The sequence below is a fragment of the Phycicoccus sp. M110.8 genome (genome assembly GCF_032464895.1).
In the GTDB taxonomy this organism is placed as follows: Bacteria; Actinomycetota; Actinomycetes; order Actinomycetales; family Dermatophilaceae; genus Pedococcus.
Genome location: NZ_JAWDIC010000001.1, coordinates 1,828,129 through 1,845,922 on the forward strand (window position 1 = coordinate 1,828,129; position 17,794 = coordinate 1,845,922).

The 17,794-nt window shown below is 74.1% G+C and carries 23 protein-coding genes and 1 pseudogene; 13 read left to right on the top strand and 11 right to left on the bottom strand.

Annotated features, from left to right (window positions below; genetic code table 11):
- Positions 1 to 8 precede the first annotated feature (8 nt).
- Positions 9 to 893, bottom strand: coding sequence for a carbohydrate kinase family protein (locus tag RKE38_RS08695; protein ID WP_316007037.1), 885 nt, complete (start codon positions 891 to 893; stop codon positions 9 to 11).
- A gap of 139 nt (positions 894 to 1,032) precedes the next feature.
- Between RKE38_RS08695 and RKE38_RS08700 the strand changes: the two genes are divergently transcribed.
- The 4 genes from RKE38_RS08700 to RKE38_RS08715 all read left to right on the top strand — a co-directional run bounded on the left by RKE38_RS08700 (position 1,033) and on the right by RKE38_RS08715 (position 4,607).
- Positions 1,033 to 1,764 carry a GAF and ANTAR domain-containing protein gene (locus RKE38_RS08700; protein WP_310152293.1) on the top strand — a complete coding sequence of 244 codons (732 nt, stop codon included), beginning with the start codon at positions 1,033 to 1,035 and terminating at the stop codon, positions 1,762 to 1,764.
- A gap of 84 nt (positions 1,765 to 1,848) precedes the next feature.
- Positions 1,849 to 2,559, top strand: coding sequence for a hypothetical protein (locus tag RKE38_RS08705; RefSeq protein WP_316007038.1), 711 nt, complete (start codon positions 1,849 to 1,851; stop codon positions 2,557 to 2,559).
- A 92-nt stretch (positions 2,560 to 2,651) separates the two neighbouring features.
- Complete coding sequence (locus tag RKE38_RS08710; RefSeq protein ID WP_316007039.1) at positions 2,652 to 3,734, top strand: App1 family protein; 1,083 nt, start codon at positions 2,652 to 2,654, stop codon at positions 3,732 to 3,734.
- 12 nt (positions 3,735 to 3,746) lie between these two features.
- Positions 3,747 to 4,607 (top strand): Fpg/Nei family DNA glycosylase, encoded by an 861-nt coding sequence (locus RKE38_RS08715; protein WP_316007040.1) that lies wholly within the window; start codon positions 3,747 to 3,749, stop codon positions 4,605 to 4,607.
- Positions 4,608 to 4,610: 3 nt separating this feature from the next.
- Here RKE38_RS08715 and RKE38_RS08720 read toward each other — a convergent pair whose 3' ends face one another.
- The gene (locus tag RKE38_RS08720) at positions 4,611 to 5,606 is read right to left on the bottom strand and encodes an aminoglycoside phosphotransferase family protein (RefSeq protein ID WP_316007041.1); all 996 of its coding nucleotides are present in this window, start codon (positions 5,604 to 5,606) and stop codon (positions 4,611 to 4,613) included.
- 54 nt (positions 5,607 to 5,660) lie between these two features.
- Between RKE38_RS08720 and RKE38_RS08725 the strand changes: the two genes are divergently transcribed.
- The 5 genes from RKE38_RS08725 to RKE38_RS08745 all read left to right on the top strand — a co-directional run bounded on the left by RKE38_RS08725 (position 5,661) and on the right by RKE38_RS08745 (position 9,176).
- Positions 5,661 to 5,987, top strand: a complete 327-nt coding sequence (locus RKE38_RS08725; protein ID WP_316007042.1) for a rhodanese-like domain-containing protein — start codon at positions 5,661 to 5,663, stop codon at positions 5,985 to 5,987.
- Between the two features lie 14 nt (positions 5,988 to 6,001).
- Complete coding sequence (locus RKE38_RS08730) at positions 6,002 to 6,538, top strand: DUF3806 domain-containing protein (protein ID WP_316007043.1); 537 nt, start codon at positions 6,002 to 6,004, stop codon at positions 6,536 to 6,538.
- Between the two features lie 203 nt (positions 6,539 to 6,741).
- Entirely contained in the window at positions 6,742 to 7,953 is a 1,212-nt protein-coding gene (locus RKE38_RS08735; protein WP_316007044.1) for an ATP-binding protein, read from the top strand.
- A 2-nt stretch (positions 7,954 to 7,955) separates the two neighbouring features.
- The gene (locus RKE38_RS08740; RefSeq protein WP_316007045.1) at positions 7,956 to 8,507 is read left to right on the top strand and encodes a sugar O-acetyltransferase; all 552 of its coding nucleotides are present in this window, start codon (positions 7,956 to 7,958) and stop codon (positions 8,505 to 8,507) included.
- Positions 8,508 to 8,570: 63 nt separating this feature from the next.
- Positions 8,571 to 9,176, top strand: coding sequence for a GNAT family N-acetyltransferase (locus RKE38_RS08745; protein ID WP_316007046.1), 606 nt, complete (start codon positions 8,571 to 8,573; stop codon positions 9,174 to 9,176).
- Here the strand turns inward: RKE38_RS08745 and RKE38_RS08750 are convergent.
- The 3 genes from RKE38_RS08750 to RKE38_RS08760 are packed head-to-tail and all read right to left on the bottom strand — an operon-like array spanning position 9,145 to position 11,242.
- The gene (locus tag RKE38_RS08750) at positions 9,145 to 9,816 is read right to left on the bottom strand and encodes a DUF664 domain-containing protein (RefSeq protein ID WP_316007047.1); all 672 of its coding nucleotides are present in this window, start codon (positions 9,814 to 9,816) and stop codon (positions 9,145 to 9,147) included. The genes RKE38_RS08745 and RKE38_RS08750 overlap by 32 nt on opposite strands.
- On the bottom strand, positions 9,813 to 10,667 hold the full coding sequence (locus RKE38_RS08755; protein ID WP_316007048.1) for a DinB family protein: 855 nt from the start codon (positions 10,665 to 10,667) through the stop codon (positions 9,813 to 9,815). The genes RKE38_RS08750 and RKE38_RS08755 overlap by 4 nt, the downstream gene beginning before the upstream one ends.
- A complete protein-coding gene (locus RKE38_RS08760; protein ID WP_316007049.1) occupies positions 10,664 to 11,242 on the bottom strand; it encodes a dienelactone hydrolase family protein in 579 nt (192 codons plus the stop codon). Before RKE38_RS08760 ends, RKE38_RS08755 begins: the two co-directional genes overlap by 4 nt.
- 57 nt (positions 11,243 to 11,299) lie before the next feature.
- Between RKE38_RS08760 and RKE38_RS08765 the strand changes: the two genes are divergently transcribed.
- Entirely contained in the window at positions 11,300 to 12,259 is a 960-nt protein-coding gene (locus RKE38_RS08765) for a helix-turn-helix transcriptional regulator (protein WP_316007050.1), read from the top strand.
- Between the two features lie 16 nt (positions 12,260 to 12,275).
- Here the strand turns inward: RKE38_RS08765 and RKE38_RS08770 are convergent.
- The 4 genes and pseudogenes from RKE38_RS08770 to RKE38_RS08785 form a co-directional block, all read right to left on the bottom strand.
- Positions 12,276 to 12,377: pseudogene (locus RKE38_RS08770) on the bottom strand (LuxR C-terminal-related transcriptional regulator); the annotation flags it as partial.
- 15 nt (positions 12,378 to 12,392) lie between these two features.
- A complete protein-coding gene (locus RKE38_RS08775) occupies positions 12,393 to 12,935 on the bottom strand; it encodes a dihydrofolate reductase family protein (protein ID WP_316007051.1) in 543 nt (180 codons plus the stop codon).
- A gap of 122 nt (positions 12,936 to 13,057) precedes the next feature.
- The gene (locus tag RKE38_RS08780) at positions 13,058 to 14,188 is read right to left on the bottom strand and encodes a DNA glycosylase AlkZ-like family protein (protein WP_316007052.1); all 1,131 of its coding nucleotides are present in this window, start codon (positions 14,186 to 14,188) and stop codon (positions 13,058 to 13,060) included.
- Positions 14,189 to 14,497, bottom strand: a complete 309-nt coding sequence (locus RKE38_RS08785; RefSeq protein WP_316007053.1) for a DUF1905 domain-containing protein — start codon at positions 14,495 to 14,497, stop codon at positions 14,189 to 14,191.
- 129 nt (positions 14,498 to 14,626) lie between these two features.
- Here RKE38_RS08785 and RKE38_RS08790 point away from each other — a divergent pair, with 129 nt between their 5' ends.
- Positions 14,627 to 15,262 (top strand): DUF421 domain-containing protein, encoded by a 636-nt coding sequence (locus tag RKE38_RS08790; RefSeq protein WP_316007054.1) that lies wholly within the window; start codon positions 14,627 to 14,629, stop codon positions 15,260 to 15,262.
- A 4-nt stretch (positions 15,263 to 15,266) separates the two neighbouring features.
- Here RKE38_RS08790 and RKE38_RS08795 read toward each other — a convergent pair whose 3' ends face one another.
- Together RKE38_RS08795 and RKE38_RS08800 are read right to left on the bottom strand one after the other, a co-directional pair.
- Entirely contained in the window at positions 15,267 to 15,860 is a 594-nt protein-coding gene (locus RKE38_RS08795; protein ID WP_316007055.1) for a methylated-DNA--[protein]-cysteine S-methyltransferase, read from the bottom strand.
- Entirely contained in the window at positions 15,857 to 16,342 is a 486-nt protein-coding gene (locus RKE38_RS08800) for a sigma-70 family RNA polymerase sigma factor (protein WP_316007056.1), read from the bottom strand. The genes RKE38_RS08795 and RKE38_RS08800 overlap by 4 nt, the downstream gene beginning before the upstream one ends.
- Before the next feature lie 90 nt (positions 16,343 to 16,432).
- Between RKE38_RS08800 and RKE38_RS08805 the strand changes: the two genes are divergently transcribed.
- Complete coding sequence (locus RKE38_RS08805; RefSeq protein ID WP_316007057.1) at positions 16,433 to 17,269, top strand: glycerophosphodiester phosphodiesterase family protein; 837 nt, start codon at positions 16,433 to 16,435, stop codon at positions 17,267 to 17,269.
- Positions 17,270 to 17,306: 37 nt separating this feature from the next.
- Positions 17,307 to 17,774 carry an ATP-binding protein gene (locus RKE38_RS08810; RefSeq protein WP_316007058.1) on the top strand — a complete coding sequence of 156 codons (468 nt, stop codon included), beginning with the start codon at positions 17,307 to 17,309 and terminating at the stop codon, positions 17,772 to 17,774.
- Positions 17,775 to 17,794: the final 20 nt, after the last annotated feature.

Consider the following 17,794-nt stretch of genomic DNA (forward strand, 5'->3'; position numbering starts at 1 on the left):
TCGGGCGCTCATCCGGCGTCCACGAGCCGGTCCACCTGCTGCGGCGTGAGGTGGGGGTCCGCGAGGTGGGGTGAGGCCACGCACCCCGCCGCGACCACCGCACCGGCCTCGAGCGAGCGGCGCCAGTCCCAGCCCCGGCTGTGCCCGTACATGACCCCCGCGCAGAACGCGTCCCCGGCGCCGTTCGGGTCGACCGCCTCGACCGGCCGGGCCGGGACGTGCACGGGGTCGCCCGCCCCCACGAACGCCGTCGCGCCACGGCTGCCGTGCGTGACGACGACCAGCTCGCGGGTGGGCGCGAGCATCGCCGCGAGCCCGAGCGCGTCCGGGTGCCCCGCGTCGGACATGAAGAGGTATGCCGCGGCGTCGACGAACTCCTGGTGGTGGGCCGAGACGCCGTCCCAGTCGTGCACGTCGACCCAGGCCGGCATCCCGCGCGCGGCCAGGGCGGGCAGCGCCCGACGGGCGTAGTTGGACAGGTTGACCCACGCGTAGTCGGCCCCGTCGAGGAAGTCGCCCAGGTCCTCGGTCGTCACCGGCGGGTCCGTGCTGCTGTCGTTGACGTACACGCTGGTGCGGCGCCCCTGCGGGTCCATGAGGTTGACGTGGCGCTCGGTCCCCTGCGGGTCGGGGACCCGGTGCACCCGGACCCCCGCGGCCTCCAGGATGTCGACGGCCAGGTCGCCCTCGTCGTCCTCCCCGACCAGAGCGTGCAGCCGGGTGTCGAAGCCGAGCCGCGCGAGGTTGAGCGACTTGCCCGACCCGGTGGCACCGATGCCCGTCCGCGACGCCGTGGCGAACAGGGTCTCGGTGCGGCCGCTGGGCAGTCGCGGCACGTCGATGACGTGGTTCCAGCTGACGCCGCCGACGACGGCGGCCACGCGTGCGCTCACCGGTCCATCCTGCCCCGGCCCGGGTTGGGTGCGCGATGTCTCGCAGGCCCCGGTTCGTCCGGTTCCGCCGGGTTCGGGTCGGGTCCGGCCCCGCGGAACGGGGCGTTCCCGCTGGTGGAGCCGGTATACCGTTCTCCCTGTGGACACGGAGACGACGCAGGGCCTGGACGCGGCCCAGCGGCTGATGGACGACCTGGCCGGCTCGCTGGACGGGCTCGACGACCTCACGCCGTACCTCGAGCGCCTGGTGCAGTCGGTCAACCGCACCATCGACGGCTGCGACGCCGTGGGCGTCACCGTGGTCATGGAGGACCGGCCGCGCACCGCGGCATACACCACCGCCGGCACGCTCGAGATCGACGCCGTCCAGTACGCCGTGGGCGACGGACCGTGCCTCGACGCCTTCCGCAACGGCCGCGAGAACCTCGTCGACCTCACCGGCGGCGAGATGCGCTGGCCGGCCTTCATCGCGGGGTGCGACCCGGGTGAGGTGCAGACCCTCCTCGCCGTGCCGCTGACGTCGGCCGGACGGCGCTTCGGGGCGCTCAACCTCTACGCCCACGAGCGCAACGCCTTCGACGCCATCGAGATCGCCGTGGTGCGCATCGCCGCAGGTCGGGCGGCCGAGGCCATCGCGGCCGCGGTCGAGCTCGCGGGTGCCCGCGCCGTCGCCGCGCAGATGGAGCAGGCGATGGCCAGCCGGGCCGTCATCGAGCAGGCCAAGGGAGTCCTCATGGGGCGCCACGGCATCGACGAGGTGGTGGCCTTCGAGATGCTCCGCAAGCAGTCCCAGGAGCAGAACCTCAAGCTCCGGGTGCTCGCCGCCCAGGTGGTGTCAGAGGTCACTTCTTCCCGTTCCGAGGCGATGTGAGCTAGTCTGGGGACTCACCTGAAGCAACCGGGTCCGGCCACGACGGCCGACCGGTTGCTTTTTTGTTGCCCGAGGAGGTTGCGCATGAGTGGAGGGATCCGTGGCTGCTGCTACGGCTCGCCGGAGCACGGCGAGCGTCCGACCCCGTCGCGCCTCGACGCCTGGTGCGTGCACCGGCAGCGGCGCGCGCACGTCCGTGGGCTCGCCGACACCGGCGTCCTGCGCGGAGGTGGGGCACCGAGCGACCACCTGAACCGGTTCCACACCCCGGACGTCCCCGGCTTCGTCGAGGACGGGTCGACCCTGCTCGTCTACGTCGTCGACCTCTACGACCCGTCGGCCTACGAGTACCTGCCGTCGGTGAGTGCCGTCCTGCGCGGAGCAGCCTGCCGCCGGGTCGACGTCGAGATCGTGCAGACCGGCCGGTATGCCGCGCCCGCCGTGGCCGCGGGGGTCATCGCCCTGCTCGCCTCGGAGGAGGCGGGGGTGTCCACGGTGATCGAGGCGGTGCAGCGCGACTTCTTCGTCGGCGGTCACACCCTCGATGAGCCCGGCGTCCTCGCCCGCGTGGCGAACGACCTCGAGCTCGACGCGCCCGCCATCGAGCTGTTCGCCGGTGGCGCCCGCGCCGCCCAGCTCGCGGCCGACGACATCATGCTGGCCAAGGACCTCGACCGGGGCGGTGGCCCCCTCCTGCTCGCGAGCCGCGGCACCCGCGTGTTCGAGTTCGACGGGCTGGGTGCGACCGGGGACCGCCTCGTCGACCAGTTCAACAGCGTGCTCGACCGTCCCTGAGACCTTCCGACCCGGCGCCGGGGCCCGGGCGCCGGACCACGCGTCCCTCAGGGGCGGGCGCGGGGTCCGGCGCGAGCCCGTAGGGTCGTGCCATGGCTCGACCGCACGCCGCCGCCATCGTCGAGGACGCCTGGCACCGCCGGGTCGACGCCGTGCTCCGCGGCCGGGGCTGGCAGACGCGGATCGTCGCGCACACCGGCTACGGCAGCGAGGAGTGGGCGCGGGTGCTCGGGCGGGTGCTGCTCACGCGGCGCAACGCCTCCGGCCAGCGTGAGGACGTCGGCGCCTCTTCGGCGCAGCTGCGCTCGGCGGAGGAGGAGCGGCGGGGGTGGCGCGCCTTCATCACCGCCCCCGCCATGAACGTCCCCGTCACGATCGTCCTCGGCAGCAAGCGGATCCACACGCGGACGGATCGCAGCGGCTACATCGACGTCAAGGTCAAGGACCACGGGCTGCCGCCCGGGTGGGCCGAGGCGACCATCACCTCGGTCGACGCCGAGACCGTGCAGGCGGCCGTCATGCTGGTCGGCCGCGACCAACGGCTCGGCCTGATCAGCGACATCGACGACACGGTCATCTCGACCTCGCTGCCGCGGCCGATGATCGCGGCCTGGAACACCTTCGTGAAGAGCGAGAACGCGCGCCACGTCGTGCCGGGCATGGCGACGATGTACCGGGAGCTGCTGGCCGCCTCGCCGGGCGCCCCGATGGTCTACGTCTCGACGGGCGCCTGGAACACGGCGCCCACCCTGACCCGCTTCCTGCGCCGCCACGGCTACCCGGCCGGCCCGCTCCTGCTCACCGACTGGGGCCCGACCAACACGGGGTGGTTCCGCAGCGGACAGGACCACAAGCGGGCCTGCCTGCACCGCCTCGCGAACGAGTTCCCGCACATCCGCTGGGTCCTGGTCGGCGACGACGGCCAGCACGACCCGAAGATCTACGGCGACTTCGCCCGCCAGCGTCCCGACCGGGTGGAGGCCATCGCGATCCGCGAGCTGACGCCGTCGGAGCAGGTGCTGTCGCACGGCATACCGGTGTCGCTCGAGGAGCTCACCCCCTCGCGCGACCGGCACGAGAAGGACGTGCCCGTCTGCCGGGCCGGCGACGGGTACGGACTGCTGCAGCTGCTGCGGGTCGCCCTGCGAACCCCGGCCGGTGACGGCGGCCTCTGACAGACTGGCGTCGTGCCGGAGCTGCCCGAGGTCCAGGCGCTCGTCGACTTCCTCGCCGAGCGGACTGCCGGGCTGGCCGTGACCGGGGTCGAGCTGGGGTCGTTCTCGGTGCTCAAGACGTTCGACCCACCGCCGCAGGCGCTCGCGGGCGTGCCGGTCGACTCGGTGTCGCGGCACGGCAAGTTCGTCGACCTCGACTGCGACGGCATCCACCTCGTCTTCCACCTCGCCCGGGCCGGCTGGCTGCGCTGGTCCGACGCGATCCCGAACACCGTCCTGCGGCCGGGCAAGTCGCCGATCGCGCTGCGCACCCGCTTCTCCGACGGCTCGGGCTTCGACCTCACCGAGGCCGGCACCAAGAAGCGGCTCGCGGCGTACCTCGTGCGCGACCCCCACGACGTGCCCGGCATCGCGACGCTCGGGCCCGACCCGCTCGCCGACGACTTCACCCGCGAGGCGTTCGGCGCCCTGCTCGCCGGGCGGCGGGCCCAGGTCAAGGGGCTGCTGCGCGACCAGGGCTTCATCGCCGGCATCGGCAACGCCTACTCCGACGAGATCCTGCACGTCGCCAAGATGTCGCCGTTCGCGATGGCGTCCAGCCTCGACGAGGCGGCCGTCGACCGGCTGTACGCCGCGCTGCGCGAGACGCTCGCCGGCGCCGTGGCCGCCGCCTCGGGCAAGCCGGCCGTCGAGCTCAAGGACGCCAAGCGGGCGGGGATGCGGGTGCACGGCCGCACGGGCGAGACCTGCCCCGTGTGCGGCGACACCGTGCGCGAGGTCTCCTTCGCGGACTCCTCGCTGCAGTACTGCGCCACCTGCCAGACCGGCGGCAAGCCGCTGGCCGACCGCCGCATGTCGCGCCTGCTCAAGTAGCGCTCAGCCCGGGTCCGGCTCCCCGCCGGACAGCAGGAGAGCCGAGTCGAGGAACGACGCGGCGGTGTCGTCGTCGTGGAACCACTGCAGGTACAGCCCCGTGGTCACCCGCTCGACGAACGACCACTGCCGCACGCGCTCGGCCTCCGTTCCGGTCGCCGAGGCGGCCTGGCGGCACCACGACCCGTGCAGGTCGAGGGCGGCCTCGCGGCTCGGAGCCGCGAGCAGCTCGCGGCTGAAGTCGCGGAGCACGACGCCGAGGTCGTACTCCCGCTCGGTCACGAGCCCGTCCGGGTCGACCAGCTTGTATGCCGGCGAGCCTGCCGGTGCGCCCGGCGCGAGCAGCGCGTTCCCGGGGTGGGGGTCGCCGTGGCACAGGACCTCACGCGCCGGGTCGCGGGTCGCGGCCAGGCGGGCGGCGAGCCCGCCGGCCTCCTCCAGCGCCGGTGCCCAGCGCCGTCGCTGCCCGGGTGACAGGACGCGGGCGGGCAGCGTGCGCAGGATGCCGGCGAGCTGCTCCGCCTTGCCGCCGCCGGGAAGGTGGGCCGGCGGACCCTGCGGGACGACCTCGGCGGCGAGCTCCCACGTGCGCTGCACCGGCCCCAGCAGGTGGGCCACCTGCCGACCCGGCGGCAGCCCGGCGCAGGCCAGGCTCGGCCCGAGCCGCTCGAGGAGCACGGCGCCCAGTGGGACGTCGCTCGCCAGCACCGCGGCATACCCGCGACCCTGCGCCGCGACGAGGGTGGCGACCTGGGCACGGAAGGCGGGTGTCGCCGCGTCCACCTTGAGGACGGCCGGCCGGGAGCCGGACCGGACGGACAGGACGAGGCCGCCGAGGCCCTCGTCGTAGGCCTCCCCGAGGTCGAGGTCCCACCGCTCGGCCAGGTCCAGCAGGCGCTCCCCGAGCCGGTCGAGCGCAGGTCCCGGGTCGGGGTGGTGGCGCAGGGCGTGCTGCGTGCTCCGGACCACCCGGTCCACGGCAGCCTGTCGGGGGTGCACCCGTGGCACGCTACCGACGCGCGGGGCCCCGCAGCCGGATGGTTTCATGGGCGCATGGACATTCCCCAGGTCTCCGTGCACGAGGTCCCCGACGACGCGGTCGTCCTCGACGTCCGCGAGCAGGACGAGTGGGACGCCGGCCACGCGCCGGGTGCGGTCCACATCCCGCTCGGTGACCTGCCGTCGCGCCTGGACGCCCTGCCGGACACCGACGCGGAGACGCTGGCCGTCGTCTGCCGCAGCGGCGGTCGCTCCGCCCGGGCCGTGGCCTGGCTCTCGCAGCAGGGCTTCGACGTCGCGAACGTCGAGGGCGGCATGAAGGCGTGGGAGGTCGCGGGCAAGCAGCTCGTGGCCGACGGCGCAGCGGCCACGGTCAAGTAGGGGGCGGCACCGCCATGGCCTGGTTCGGGCGTCGACGGGACGAGCGCGCCGAGCCCGACGACGCCGCGGAGGCCGGTGGGGCCTCGGACGGCCTGGACCTGTCCACCGCAGGAGCGACCCTGCTGGACGACGGCGAGTCGCTGCGGCCCGTGGTCGCGCCCATCGGCGCCGAGGAGCGCGGGCGGATCGACGCGGCGCTGGCCGCCCTGGCGGAGGAGGGCGTCGACGTCGACGACCTCGACTCCCTCTCCGCCGGCCTCGACGCGGCCTACCGGGCGTGGGAGCAGTCGCCCGAGGGCGCGCGCCCGGACCACGCCGCGGTCGTGGAGCGGTACGCCCTCGGCATCGGCGAGCACCTCGAGCGGCACACCGACCTCGACTGGCAGGTGGTGACCGACGTGTTCGGCACAGACCTGGCCCTCACCGAGGGCTTCAAGGGGACGTTCGTCGTCGTGCCGCACAACCTCGTGGCGGGGCGCTGGATGCGGGGCGAGACTGGCTGGGTGCCGGGCGTGGTCGGCCACATGGTCCGGCGCCGCAACCGCCGCTGAGGCCGCCCGCCCTGGGTCGCCCCCGTGTGGTGGGTGAGTCGCGGAATGCTGGGTCACTGATGCGCTGGACGCATCACTGACCCAGCTCCGGCGCGCATCGGCCGCCTGCCGCCCCGGGCTCGACCGTGACACGATGCCGCGACACGATCACCTCGTATCGCCAAATCTCGGGCGAAGGCTAGAGATCCCCATACGCTGCGATCGTGGACCCGATCCGGAACCCGTACGCCCCCGGCGCGGGGCAGCGCCCGCCCGAGCTCGCCGGTCGTGACGAGCAGCTGCACGCCTTCGACGTCGTGCTCGAGCGGGTCTCGCGCGGCCGCCCGGAACGCTCGGTCGTCCTCACCGGGCTGCGTGGGGTCGGCAAGACCGTGCTGCTCAACGCGCTGCGCTCGGCCGCCGTCCGCGCCCACTGGGGCACCGGCAAGCTCGAGGCCCGTCCCGACCAGCGGCTGCGCCGTCCCCTCTCGGCTGCCCTGCACGTCGCGGTCCGCGAGCTCGGGCACCCCGCCGGCGACGAGGTCGACCAGGTGCTCGGCGTCATCAAGGCGTTCGCCCAGCGCGACACCGCCCCCGGCGCCAAGCTGCGCGAGCGGTGGAACCCCGGAATCGACGCCCCTGCCGCCACCGGCCGCGCCGACTCCGGCGACATCGAGATCGACCTGGTCGAGCTGCTCACCGACGTGGGCGGGCTCGCCGCCGACGTCGGACGCGGTGTCGCCGTCTTCATCGACGAGATGCAGGACCTCGGCCCCGAGGACGTCTCGGCCCTCTGCGCCGCCTGCCACGAGATCAGCCAGTCCGGGCTGCCGGTGATCGTGGTCGGCGCCGGGCTGCCGCACCTGCCGGCGGTGCTGTCGGCGAGCAAGTCCTACTCCGAGCGCCTGTTCCGATACCAGCGCATCGATCGCCTCGACCGCAGCGCGGCCGACCTCGCGCTCGTCGCGCCCGCCGAGGACGAGGAGGCGGGGTTCACGCCGGAGGCCCTCGAGGCGATGTATGCCGCGACCGCCGGCTACCCGTACTTCATCCAGGCGTACGGCAAGGTCGCGTGGGACGTCGCGCCCCGCTCGCCGATCACCTTCGACGACGTCGCCGTCGCGGCACCCGAGGCCGAGGCAGAGCTCGCCGTCGGGTTCTTCGGGTCCCGCTACGAGCGGGCCACCCCGGCCGAGCGCGAGTACCTGCGGGCGATGGCGGACGCCGCCACGGCCTCGGTCGAGGCGGGTGGCGACCTCGACGACATCGAGTCCGTCGCGACATCGGAGGTCGCCGCGGTCCTCGGTCGCAAGCCGCAGTCACTCTCTCCGGCGCGGGACGCCCTGCTGAAGAAGGGGCTCATCTACTCGGGCGAGCGGGGCCGGATCGCCTTCACCGTGCCGCACTTCGGCCGCTACCTGCGCACGACCGCCTGACCGTGCGCGGGGAACGCCGCCTGCCCACCCGGACTCCCGAGTCGCGGGAGTTCGCCGCGCGCGTGCAGGTCGTGATGGGGCTGACGGCGCGGCTCAACGCGCTGCCCTTCGACGACCTCGACGGGCGCCGGGTCCTGCTGACCGAGATCTTCGGCGGTCCGGTCCCGGACTCGCTGACCGTCCTGCCGCCCTTCTTCTGCGACCACGGGCTCGGTGCCTCCTTCGGCGAGCGCGTCTTCATCAACCAGGGCTGCTACTTCCTCGACCTCGGCGGCATCACGATCGGCGACCGCGTCCTCATCGGCCCGCGCGTCACCCTCACCACCGCCGGGCACCCCGTCGAGCCCGCCGAACGGTTCGACTTCATCACGGCGGCGCCCATCGTCATCGAGGACGACGTGTGGATCGGCGCGGCCGCGACCATCTGCCCCGGGGTGACCATCGGGCGCGGCTCGGTCGTCGGGGCGGGCGCCGTCGTGGCCAAGGACGTGCCGCCGATGAGCGTCGTCACCGGCACGAGCGCCGTGGAACGGCGTCGCCTGACGTCGCACTGAGCACGGCGGAAGTCGTCCGCGTCCAGGACGCCCCTCGTCCGCGAACCGGCCTACCGTGAGCCCATGACGAGGACGACCAAGGCGGCGGCCGTCGACCCGGGGGCGCTCATGGTCAGGCCGCTCGACGCCGCGACCTGGCCGGCATACGCAGCCCTCATGGAGCGGCACAACGGGGTGTTCGGCGGGTGCTGGTGCACGTACTTCCACACCATGGCCGCGGAGAAGACCTACGACGCCGACAGCAACCGCGAGCTCAAGGAGCGGCTGGTCCGCACCGGGGGCGCCCACGCCGCCCTCGTGTTCGACGGCGACGAGGCCGTCGCCTGGTGCCAGTACGGCCCACCGTCGGAGCTGCCGAACATCTACCACCGCAAGGAGTACGACGAGACGAGCGAGCGCGAGCCCGACTACCGGATCACCTGCCTGTTCGTCGACAAGCGGTACCGGCGCTCGGGAGTCTCGGCCGTGGCCGTGCAGGGGGTGCTCGACCTCGTGGCGGCTGCGGGCGGCGGCCTGGTCGAGGCATACCCCCACGACAACGGGGGAAAGAAGGTCTCGGTGCTCTACACCGGGACCCGCGCGCTGTTCGAGCGCGCCGGCTTCGGCTACGACCGCCCGAAGGGCACGCGCAACTGCGTCATGAGCCGGACGGTCGCCCCTGCCGGCTGACCCCTCGACCCGAGACCGGGCGCCACCCGGGTGGCGGGTCCTCGCCCACCCGGCCGTCGACGGCCTCCCGGAGCAGGTCGGCGTGGCCGGTGTGGCGGCCGTACTCCTCGACCATGTCGCACAGGAGCCGGCGCAGGTTGGCGTGCTCACCGGCGTCCGTCGCGGCGTGCACCTCCTGGTCCAGGCCACCATGCTGCAGGGCCGCCCGCACCCGCCGGCGGGACCTGGCGACGGCGTCGTCCCAGTACCCGTACAGCTGCGCGGGATCGTCCCCGTCGGCCGACGTGAGCTCCCAGTCCGGGTCGTCGTCCCAGCCGTTGCCGTCCCACACCGGCGGCAGGTCCGAGCCGTCGAGCTTGGTGTGGAACGCGTGGTCCTCGGCGACCGCGAGGTGCTTGAGCAGCCGGCCGAGCGTGAGCGTCGAGCGTCCGATGCGCTGGCCCAGCCCGGCGGCGTCGAGCCCGTCGGCCTTGTACCGGAACGTCCACCGGAGCCGGTCGAGCGCCCCCACCAGGGCCTCGGCCTCCGTCCCGGCCAGTGGTGGCTCCCACGGGGTCTCGTCGGACCCGGGCACCGGGTCGGGGCGGGCCGCGGCGTCGGTGGCCGCGCTGTCGGGGTGCGTGGTGTCGGCGTCGGTCATCGGGTCCCCTCCTGGTGGGTCTGCTCCTGTTGGGTCTCGAGCACGGCGAGGTCGCGCTCGGCGAACTGGCGGTGCCACCACTCCTCGTTGATGAGCACGTCGAGGCAGTCCTTGACCGGGAACCGCGACCCGGCCGTCGGCCAGCCGGTCCCCGTGAGCTCGGGCGTCTGCCCGGCCAGCTGCTCGTCGGTGAGCGTGGCGAGGTATGCCGCGACCTCGCGGCTGCGGGTCAGGCGCAGCTCGAGCGCCTCGTCGAGCGAGGGCCGCACCTCGCGGTCGCGCGGCACCCCGGGGGTGTCGGGCATCGTGTCCCACGGCAGCTCGAGCGGGTGCCACGGCGAGGGGTTGCCCAGGACCGCCCGGTGCAGCCACGAGCTCGTCGCGAAGGCCAGGTGCCGCAGCGTCTCCACGAACGACCACTCGCCGTCGACGCCCTCGTGCACCAGGCCGGGGTCGACGGCCTCGAGCCGCCGCGCCCGCTCCACCGTGTCGGCCCACAGCTCCTCGAGCAGCGCCCAGGCCTCGCGGAAGCCCGCGGCGTCCGTGGGGCGCAGCCTCGTCCGCTCGGGATGGCGGCGGTCCAGCTCGGCCGACACCAGGGGGCCGATGTCGACCCCGTTGACCCGCACGTTCTCGAGCTCGCCGTTGATCTCGACGTCCTGCAGCTCGACGCCGCGCATCCGGACGTTGCGGATCGCGGTGTCCCGCACCTCCGCGTCGGCGAGGTCCACCATCTGCAGCCCGGCCCCGGTGAGGTCGACCCGGTCGAACCGCGCGCCGGTGAGGTCGACGTGCTCGAACGTCGCGCCGAGCAGCTGCTCGTCGCGGAACGCCCGGGTGGCCTCGGTCATCGGCCGACGCGGTCGAGGAGCTCCAACGACCGCTCCAGCACGAGCTTCGTGGCGTCCGCGTCGTGGGCCGCCAGGGAGCTGTCGGTGAAGAGGTGGCCGTCGCCGGGGTAGAGGAAGAGCTCGACCTCGTCGTGGCTGTCGAGGAACGGCGTGGCCGCCTCGAGGTCGCCGGCGTCGATGAACTCCGGGTCGGCGTCCATCGCGTGCACCTGGGCGGGCACACCGGAGGGCCAGGCGCCGAACTCGGCCGGGTCGATGACCCCGTGGTAGAACAGGCCGCCCAACGCCCCGGGCCGGTTCTGCACCAGGTACTGCGCAGCCATGACGCCGAGGGAGAAGCCCCCGTAGACCACGTCCCCCGGCAGGTCCTCGGCCAGCCGCACGCCGCGCCGGCGCATCTCGTCGAAGCCCACCTCCCGGCAGTGGGCAGCGCCCTCCTCGATGGAGTCGAAGGTGCGGCCCTCGAAGTAGTCAGGCGTGTGCACGGTGTGGCCCGCCTCGCGCAGGCCGTCCGCAAACGCGCGGACGCCGGGCGTCAGGCCCTGGATGTGGTGGAAGAGCACGATCTCGGTCATGACGGTCACGCTAGGGGCCGTTGCGGACGGTTCGCGTCCGCAACGAGAATTCTTCGCGTGGAACCCGACGCCAGCCCCACCGCCCGCGCCCTCGTGGCCCTCGAGCTGATCCAGAGCCGGCCGGGGATCACCGCCGAGCGGATCGCCGACCGGCTGGGGGTCACCCCGCGCGCGGCCCGCCGCTACGTGGCCACGCTGCGGGAGGCCGGCATACCCATCTCCTCGGTCAGCGGGCCGGCCGGCGGCTACCGCCCCGGGCGCGGCCTGCGGCCGGCACCGCTGATGTTCACCCCGGCCGAGACGCTCGGCCTCGTGATGGCCGTCCTCGACGGGCACCACGAGGCGGGCGACGCCGACGACCCGGTGGGTGCGGCCCTCGCGAAAATCCTGCGCACCCTGCCGGAATCCGTTGCGGCGCAGGCAGATGCCGTGCGACGGACCACCGCCCCCGCGCCGGACCGTGGGGCCGCCCGGCCCGCGCCCGACACCACCGTGACGCTCGTCCAGGCCTGTGCGGACCGTCGTCGGGTGCGACTCGCCTACCGCACCGAGGCGGGGCGCGAGCTGTCGCTCGAGGTCGAGCCGTGGGCCGTCGTCGTCCGCCACAGCCGCTGGTACCTCCTGTGCCGGTCCGTGACCGCGGACGCCCCGAGGACCTACCGCGTCGACCGGGTGCAGGAGGCCGAGGTGCTCGACACGACGTTCGAGCCCCCGGCCGACCTCGACCCCGTGAGCGCTCTCGAGGAGCACCTCGGCGTGGGGTGGGAGTTCGAGGTCGAGGTCGAGGTCGCCGCCCCTGCGGAGCGGGTCGCGCGGTGGCTGCCGCGCACCATGGGACGGGTCGAAGCCGTCGGCGCGCAGCGGTGCCGACTCGTGGGGAGCACGGGCAACCCCGGCGGGTATGCCGCGGACCTCGCCCACCTGCCCGTCGGCTACCGGGTGGTCAGGGGCGAGGAGGTCCGGTCCGCGACCGCTGCCCTCGCCGAGCGGCTGCGGCAGGCCTCGGTCCCCGGCTGAGGCCGGGCACGCGCAGTCAGCCGAGGCCGGCGTCGTGGACGGTGAGCGCCACCTGCACGCGGTTGTCGGCGCCGAGCTTGGTCAGCAGGCGGGACACGTGCGCCTTCACCGTGGGGACGCGAGCCGCCCACCGTCACGCCTGCGCGTAGGCGAGGTGGACGACCCCGTTGTCGTAGACGTCGTGCGCGGCGAGGCTCAGCCGGTGGGACTCGCCCTCCCGGAAGAGGCGCTCGCCGGCGCCGAGGGTCACCGGGTAGACGAACAGGTGCAGCTGGTCGACGAGCCCGTCGGCGAGCAGGCCGCGCACCAGCCGGCCGCTGCCGCTGAGGTAGAGGTCGCCGTCGAGGTCCGCCTTGAGCTGCCGGATCGTCCCGGCGTCGTACGCCCCGAGCCGCTCGGTGGGCGCCCACTCCTGCGCCGGCTCCTGCGCCCCCACGACGTACTTCGTCGTTTCGTTGAAGAACGGCGCGCCCGGGTCGTCCTCGGCCGTGCGGTCGCGCCATGCCGGGGCGAAGGCCTCGAAGGTGGTGCGGCCCAAAAGGATTCCGCGCACGTTCGCCATCATGGCGCCCAGCGTCTCGCCCATCGCCGGGTCGAACCCGTGCTCGAACGTCCAGGACGGGTCCTCGAAGACGCCGTCGAGCGAGATGAACTCGTGCACGTGGACCTGTCCCATGGTGGCTCCTCCGGTGTGGCTGGTGTGCTGTGCGGTGTGGTGCGGCGCCGTGCGGGGCGCCGCGGTGTGGTCGAACGTACCGACCCCGCCCGGCCGCCGAACTCATCGGCGCTCGTCGGTGGTCAGCCGGGACCCGTCACCTCGAGGTCGAGCCACCGGGCGAGGGCGGCCACCTCACGGTCGACCCGCTGCTGCAGGCCCCGGTCGAACGGCACGTCGCGGTGCAGGGCGTCGACCCGCAGCACCCCGCGCTCGACGTCCGCAGTGCAGTCGAGCTTGCCGACGAACCGGTCGCCGTCGAGCACCGGCAGGGCCCAGTAGCCCCACCTGCGCTTCGCGGCCGGCTTGTACATCTCGAGCTGGTACTCCCACCCGAACAGCTCGGCGAGCCGCTTGCGGTCGAACACGAGCCGGTCGAGCGGCGAGAGCAGCACGGTGCGACCCGCGAACGGCTCGTCCACCCGGGCCAGCAGCTGCGGGTCCGCACGCCAGGTCCCCCGCACGCCCTCGACGGCGACCTCCTCGCCGACCGGCCCCACGGCATACGTCTCGCCTGGGACCTCTGCGACCCGGGCCCGGGCGAGCCCCAGGGAGGCCAGCCGCCGCCGCGCCCGGACCTCCAGCGCCTCGTCCAGCGGGACGGCACCCTCGAGGTCGGGGTGCACCCGCTCGGCGAGGTCCCACATCCGCTCCCGGCCCTCGCGGTGCGACACGGCGATCTCGCCGCGTCGCTCCATCAGGCTGACCAGCATCGTCACGTTGCGGTTGTTGTTCCAGCCGCTCGAGCGCCAGGGTCGCACGCACGTGTCGGGCAGCTCGCGCGCGGCCGTGGGTCCCTGGGTGCGCAGGACGTCGAGGATGTCGAGCCGGCAGCCGTCGTTGTCCTCGACCCAATCCAGGAGCGCGACCTGCCAGTCGGTGAGCGGCTCGGGGCCCGGCCACTGCTCCATCTCGGCGCGGAAGAGGGCGAGGTCGTCGGCCGGCCGCAGCATGCCCTCGAGCTCGACCACCTCGCGGGCGTCGAGCAGGTCGTCGAGGTCGTCGGGGTGGAAGGCCCCTCCCAGCCGGCTCCAGCAGACGAGGTCGGCGCTGGGCGCCACCGCCGCCGTGAGGTCGACCTGCACCACCGTGAGGTGCCGCAGCACCTCGAGGAGGTCGGTCGGCCGGGGCTCGGCGAGCAGCTGGGCGCGCACCGCGAGGCGCCGGGCCTGCTGGCCGGTGAGCACCCGGGGCGACGACGTGGCGCCCGCCACTCAGGACTCCCGGATCCGCAGCAGCACCGCAGCCTCGTCGTCCACGTCGAGGTCCTCGGCCCGGCGGACGTGGTCGCGCAGCGGCAGGACGTACCCGCCGTCCTTGGGGAACAGCGACGTCGGCCAGGTCGTCGTGCCGATGCTCGCGGTCACGGGGATCATGCCCCAGCCGTAGCTCACGAACGACCACTCGTGCAGCTCGCCGGCGACCGGCTCGGGCACGGTGACGAAGTGGTACGGCGCCGGCCCGCGCCAGTACCAGACCGGCCCGTGGAACTCCCACTCGTCGTTCTCCGGCTGCTCGCGCACCTGACGTCCCCTCTCCCGTCGTGTCCGGCGCCATTGTGCCCGCACCGGCGCCACGGCGAGGCTCCCCGCGACGGTCGCGCCGCTGTGGTGACCTGAGGCGTCCGTCCCCCGGAGACCCGAGGAGTCCCCGTGCCACAGCTCGCCGAGACCCTCGCTGGTGCGTATGCCGGCCTGCCCGCGCTGCCGCGCGGCGTGGGCAGCGACCTGCTCGCGTTCGGGGTGCCGCCGTGGGAGAAGGTCGTCCGGACCGTGCTGGTCTACGTGGCGATCCTGCTGATCATCCGGGTGGCCGGGAAGCGGCTCATGGCCCAGATGAACTCCCAGGACCTCGTCGTCGTGCTGCTGCTGTCGAACGTGGTGCAGAACGCCATCATCGGCAACGACAACTCCCTCGCGGGAGGCGTGCTCGGCGCCGTGGTGCTCGTCGCGGTCAACACCGCGCTGGACCGCTGGGCCATGGTCAGCCCTCGGGTCGCGTGGCTGGTCGACGGGAAGCCCACGGTGGTCGTGGTCGACGGCGTCGCCGACCACCGCGCCCTGCGCCGGCTGGGCATGACGCAGGCCGAGCTGCTCAACGCCCTGCAGCAGCAGGGGGCCGACGGCCTGGCCGAGGTGCGGTCCGCCTCGATGGAGCCGGGCGGGACGCTCACCGTGCAGCTGCAGCCGGAGGCGCGGGACGCGACGGTCGCCGACCTGCGCCGCGCCGTCGACGCCCTCACCGCCAAGCTCGACACCCTCGGCCCGGGCCACGGCAGTCCCGCCTGACCGGTCAGGCGGGGTCGGTGGCGTGCTCGGCCTCGAGGTCGAGGAGGTAGCGCTTGGCCGCCAGCCCACCGGCATACCCCGTCAGGGCCCCGGAGGACGCCACGACGCGGTGGCACGGGAGGACGACGCACAGCGGGTTCGAGCCGAGCGCGGCGCCCACGGCCCTGGCGGCGCTCGGCCGCTCGACCGCCCGCGCGAGCTCGCCGTACGTCGCCCGGTGGCCGTAGCCCACGCTCTGCGCGAGCCGCGGCAGCACCACCCGCTGGAAGTCCGAGGCCAGGGCGAGGTCGGTGCGCAGCGCGAACGCGTGCCGCCGCCCCGCGAGGAACTCCTCGAGCTGGCGCCGGGCGTCGTCGAGCTCCCGCGGCTGGCGCAGGACCCTCGGCGAGACCCGGGCGCTGATCCGGGTGAGGACGCGGTCCTCGTCAGCGGTGCCGGGCACGAACGACGAGGCCAGGAGCGCGCCGGAGTCGTTGCGCGCCAACAGCATCCGGCCCACGGCCGTGTCCTCGACGACGTACGACACGTCGGTGGGCGCGAGCCGCGGCGGCCGCACGTCGGGCCGGAACTCGGTGAGCAGGCGGGTGGGGTCGGTCATGGCAGGTCCTTGCGCAAGGTGGCGAGCGCGTCGCTCACGAGCCGCCGGCTCATGGCCGGCGAGCAGCCGAGGGCGGCGGCGATGGTCGGGTGGTCGAGGTCGGCGACGTACTTGAGCACCACCGCCTCGCGCTGGCGCTCGGGCAGGGCACCGACGCGGTGCCACAGGTCGGCGTCGGGCAGGGCCGCGTCCGCGGCCGCAGCGGTGGGCACCTCGTCCAGCCGTCCCGGGTCGTCGTGGGGCACCGCGCGGCGGGCCCGGTGGCGGTGCGCGTCCATCGCGCACCGGTGCGTGATCGTGAGCAGCCACCCGCGCAGGTTGGTGGCCGAGCGCAGCCGCGGGTATGCCGCGAGCGCCTGGGTCCACGCCTGCTGGGCCACGTCGTCGCCGTCCACGGGTCCGGCGAGGGCGTGCGCGAGCCGCGCGACGTCGCGCCAGTGCGCGTCGACGAGGTGCTGGAAGGGAGGCAGAGTCACACCCATCGAACGCCGCACCTCCCGCACGTGTGAGCGCCACGGCGCCCGGACCCGGTAGGGCCCACTGTGCCAGCCGCCATGTGGAAGCATGGACGCGTGCCCGACGCCGCCGTCCCCGCGCAGCCCTCCGGCGACCGCAAGCGCACCCCGCTGGTCGTCGCCCACCGCGGCAGCAGCTCGGCCGAGCCGGAGCACACGCTCAAGGCGTACCTGCGCGCGATCGACGAGGGAGCGGACGCCCTCGAGTGCGACGTCCGGCTGACCGCCGACTCCCACCTCGTCTGCGTGCACGACCGGCGGGTCAACCGCACGAGCAACGGCCGCGGCATCGTGTCCACGCTCGAGCTCGCCGAGCTTGAGGGCCTGGACTGGGGCTCCTGGAAGGCCCAGCACGGCGGCGAGGACGAGGTGCCCGACCGCAACCGCAACCAGCTGCTCACCCTCCGGGCGCTGCTGACGACCATGACCCAGAGCGACCGCCCCATCGGTCTGGCCATCGAGACCAAGCACCCGACCCGGTACGCCGGGCTGGTGGAGCGGCAGCTCGCCAAGGTGCTGGCCGAGTTCGGGCTCGACGGGCCCCAGCGACCAGGCCACCACTGGGTGCGCGTGATGTCGTTCTCCCAGATGGCGGTCCAGCGGATGCGCCAGCTCTGCCCCGACGTCGCCTCCGTCTACCTCGTCGAGGACTCGATGCCGCTGCGGTTCCGCGACGGCTCCCTGCCCCGGGGCGTGCACACCGTCGGGCTCGACCTCAAGATCGTCCAGCGCTACCCCGAGACCGTGGAGCGACAGCACCGCCGCGGCCACGAGGTGTACGTGTGGACGGTCGACGAGCCGCAGGACGTGCAGCTGTGCATCGACCTCGGTGTGGACGCCATCATCACCAACCGCCCGAGCGCCGTCCTCGACGCTGTGGACGCCAGCAGGTAACCTCCCTCGCGTTCCCCAAGAACGGACAGAGCACGGCATGACAGCAGCACCCCAGCCGAACCGGCCCCTCCGGACGGCCACCGCGGCCCCCGTCCGCGACGCCTCGCGCACCATCCGCGTGCCCTGGCGCGCGGCCTCGGTCGCGCAGGTGCGGCGTGCGGTCGTCGAGGACCTCGCGGGCCGGGACGTCCCCGCCACCGTCGTCGACGAGGCCGAGATTGTCGCCTCGGAGCTGGTCTCCAACGCGATCCGGCACGCCCGGCCCCTCTCCGACGGGATGCTGCGCGTGCACTGGAAGGTCAAGGGCGGCGTCGTCGAGGTCGAGGTGACCGACGGCGGCAGCGACACCACCCCGCGCCCGGCGCCGCGCACCGTCTGGGCGCCCTCGGGCCGTGGGCTGCGGATCGTGCGCAGCCTCGCGCACGAGTGGGGCGTGACCGAGGACCGCACGGGCTCGACCGTGTGGGCCTCGCTCGGCGGCCCGTCCCGGCGCCGCAGCCACTGACCTCCCGCCCGACCCCCTAG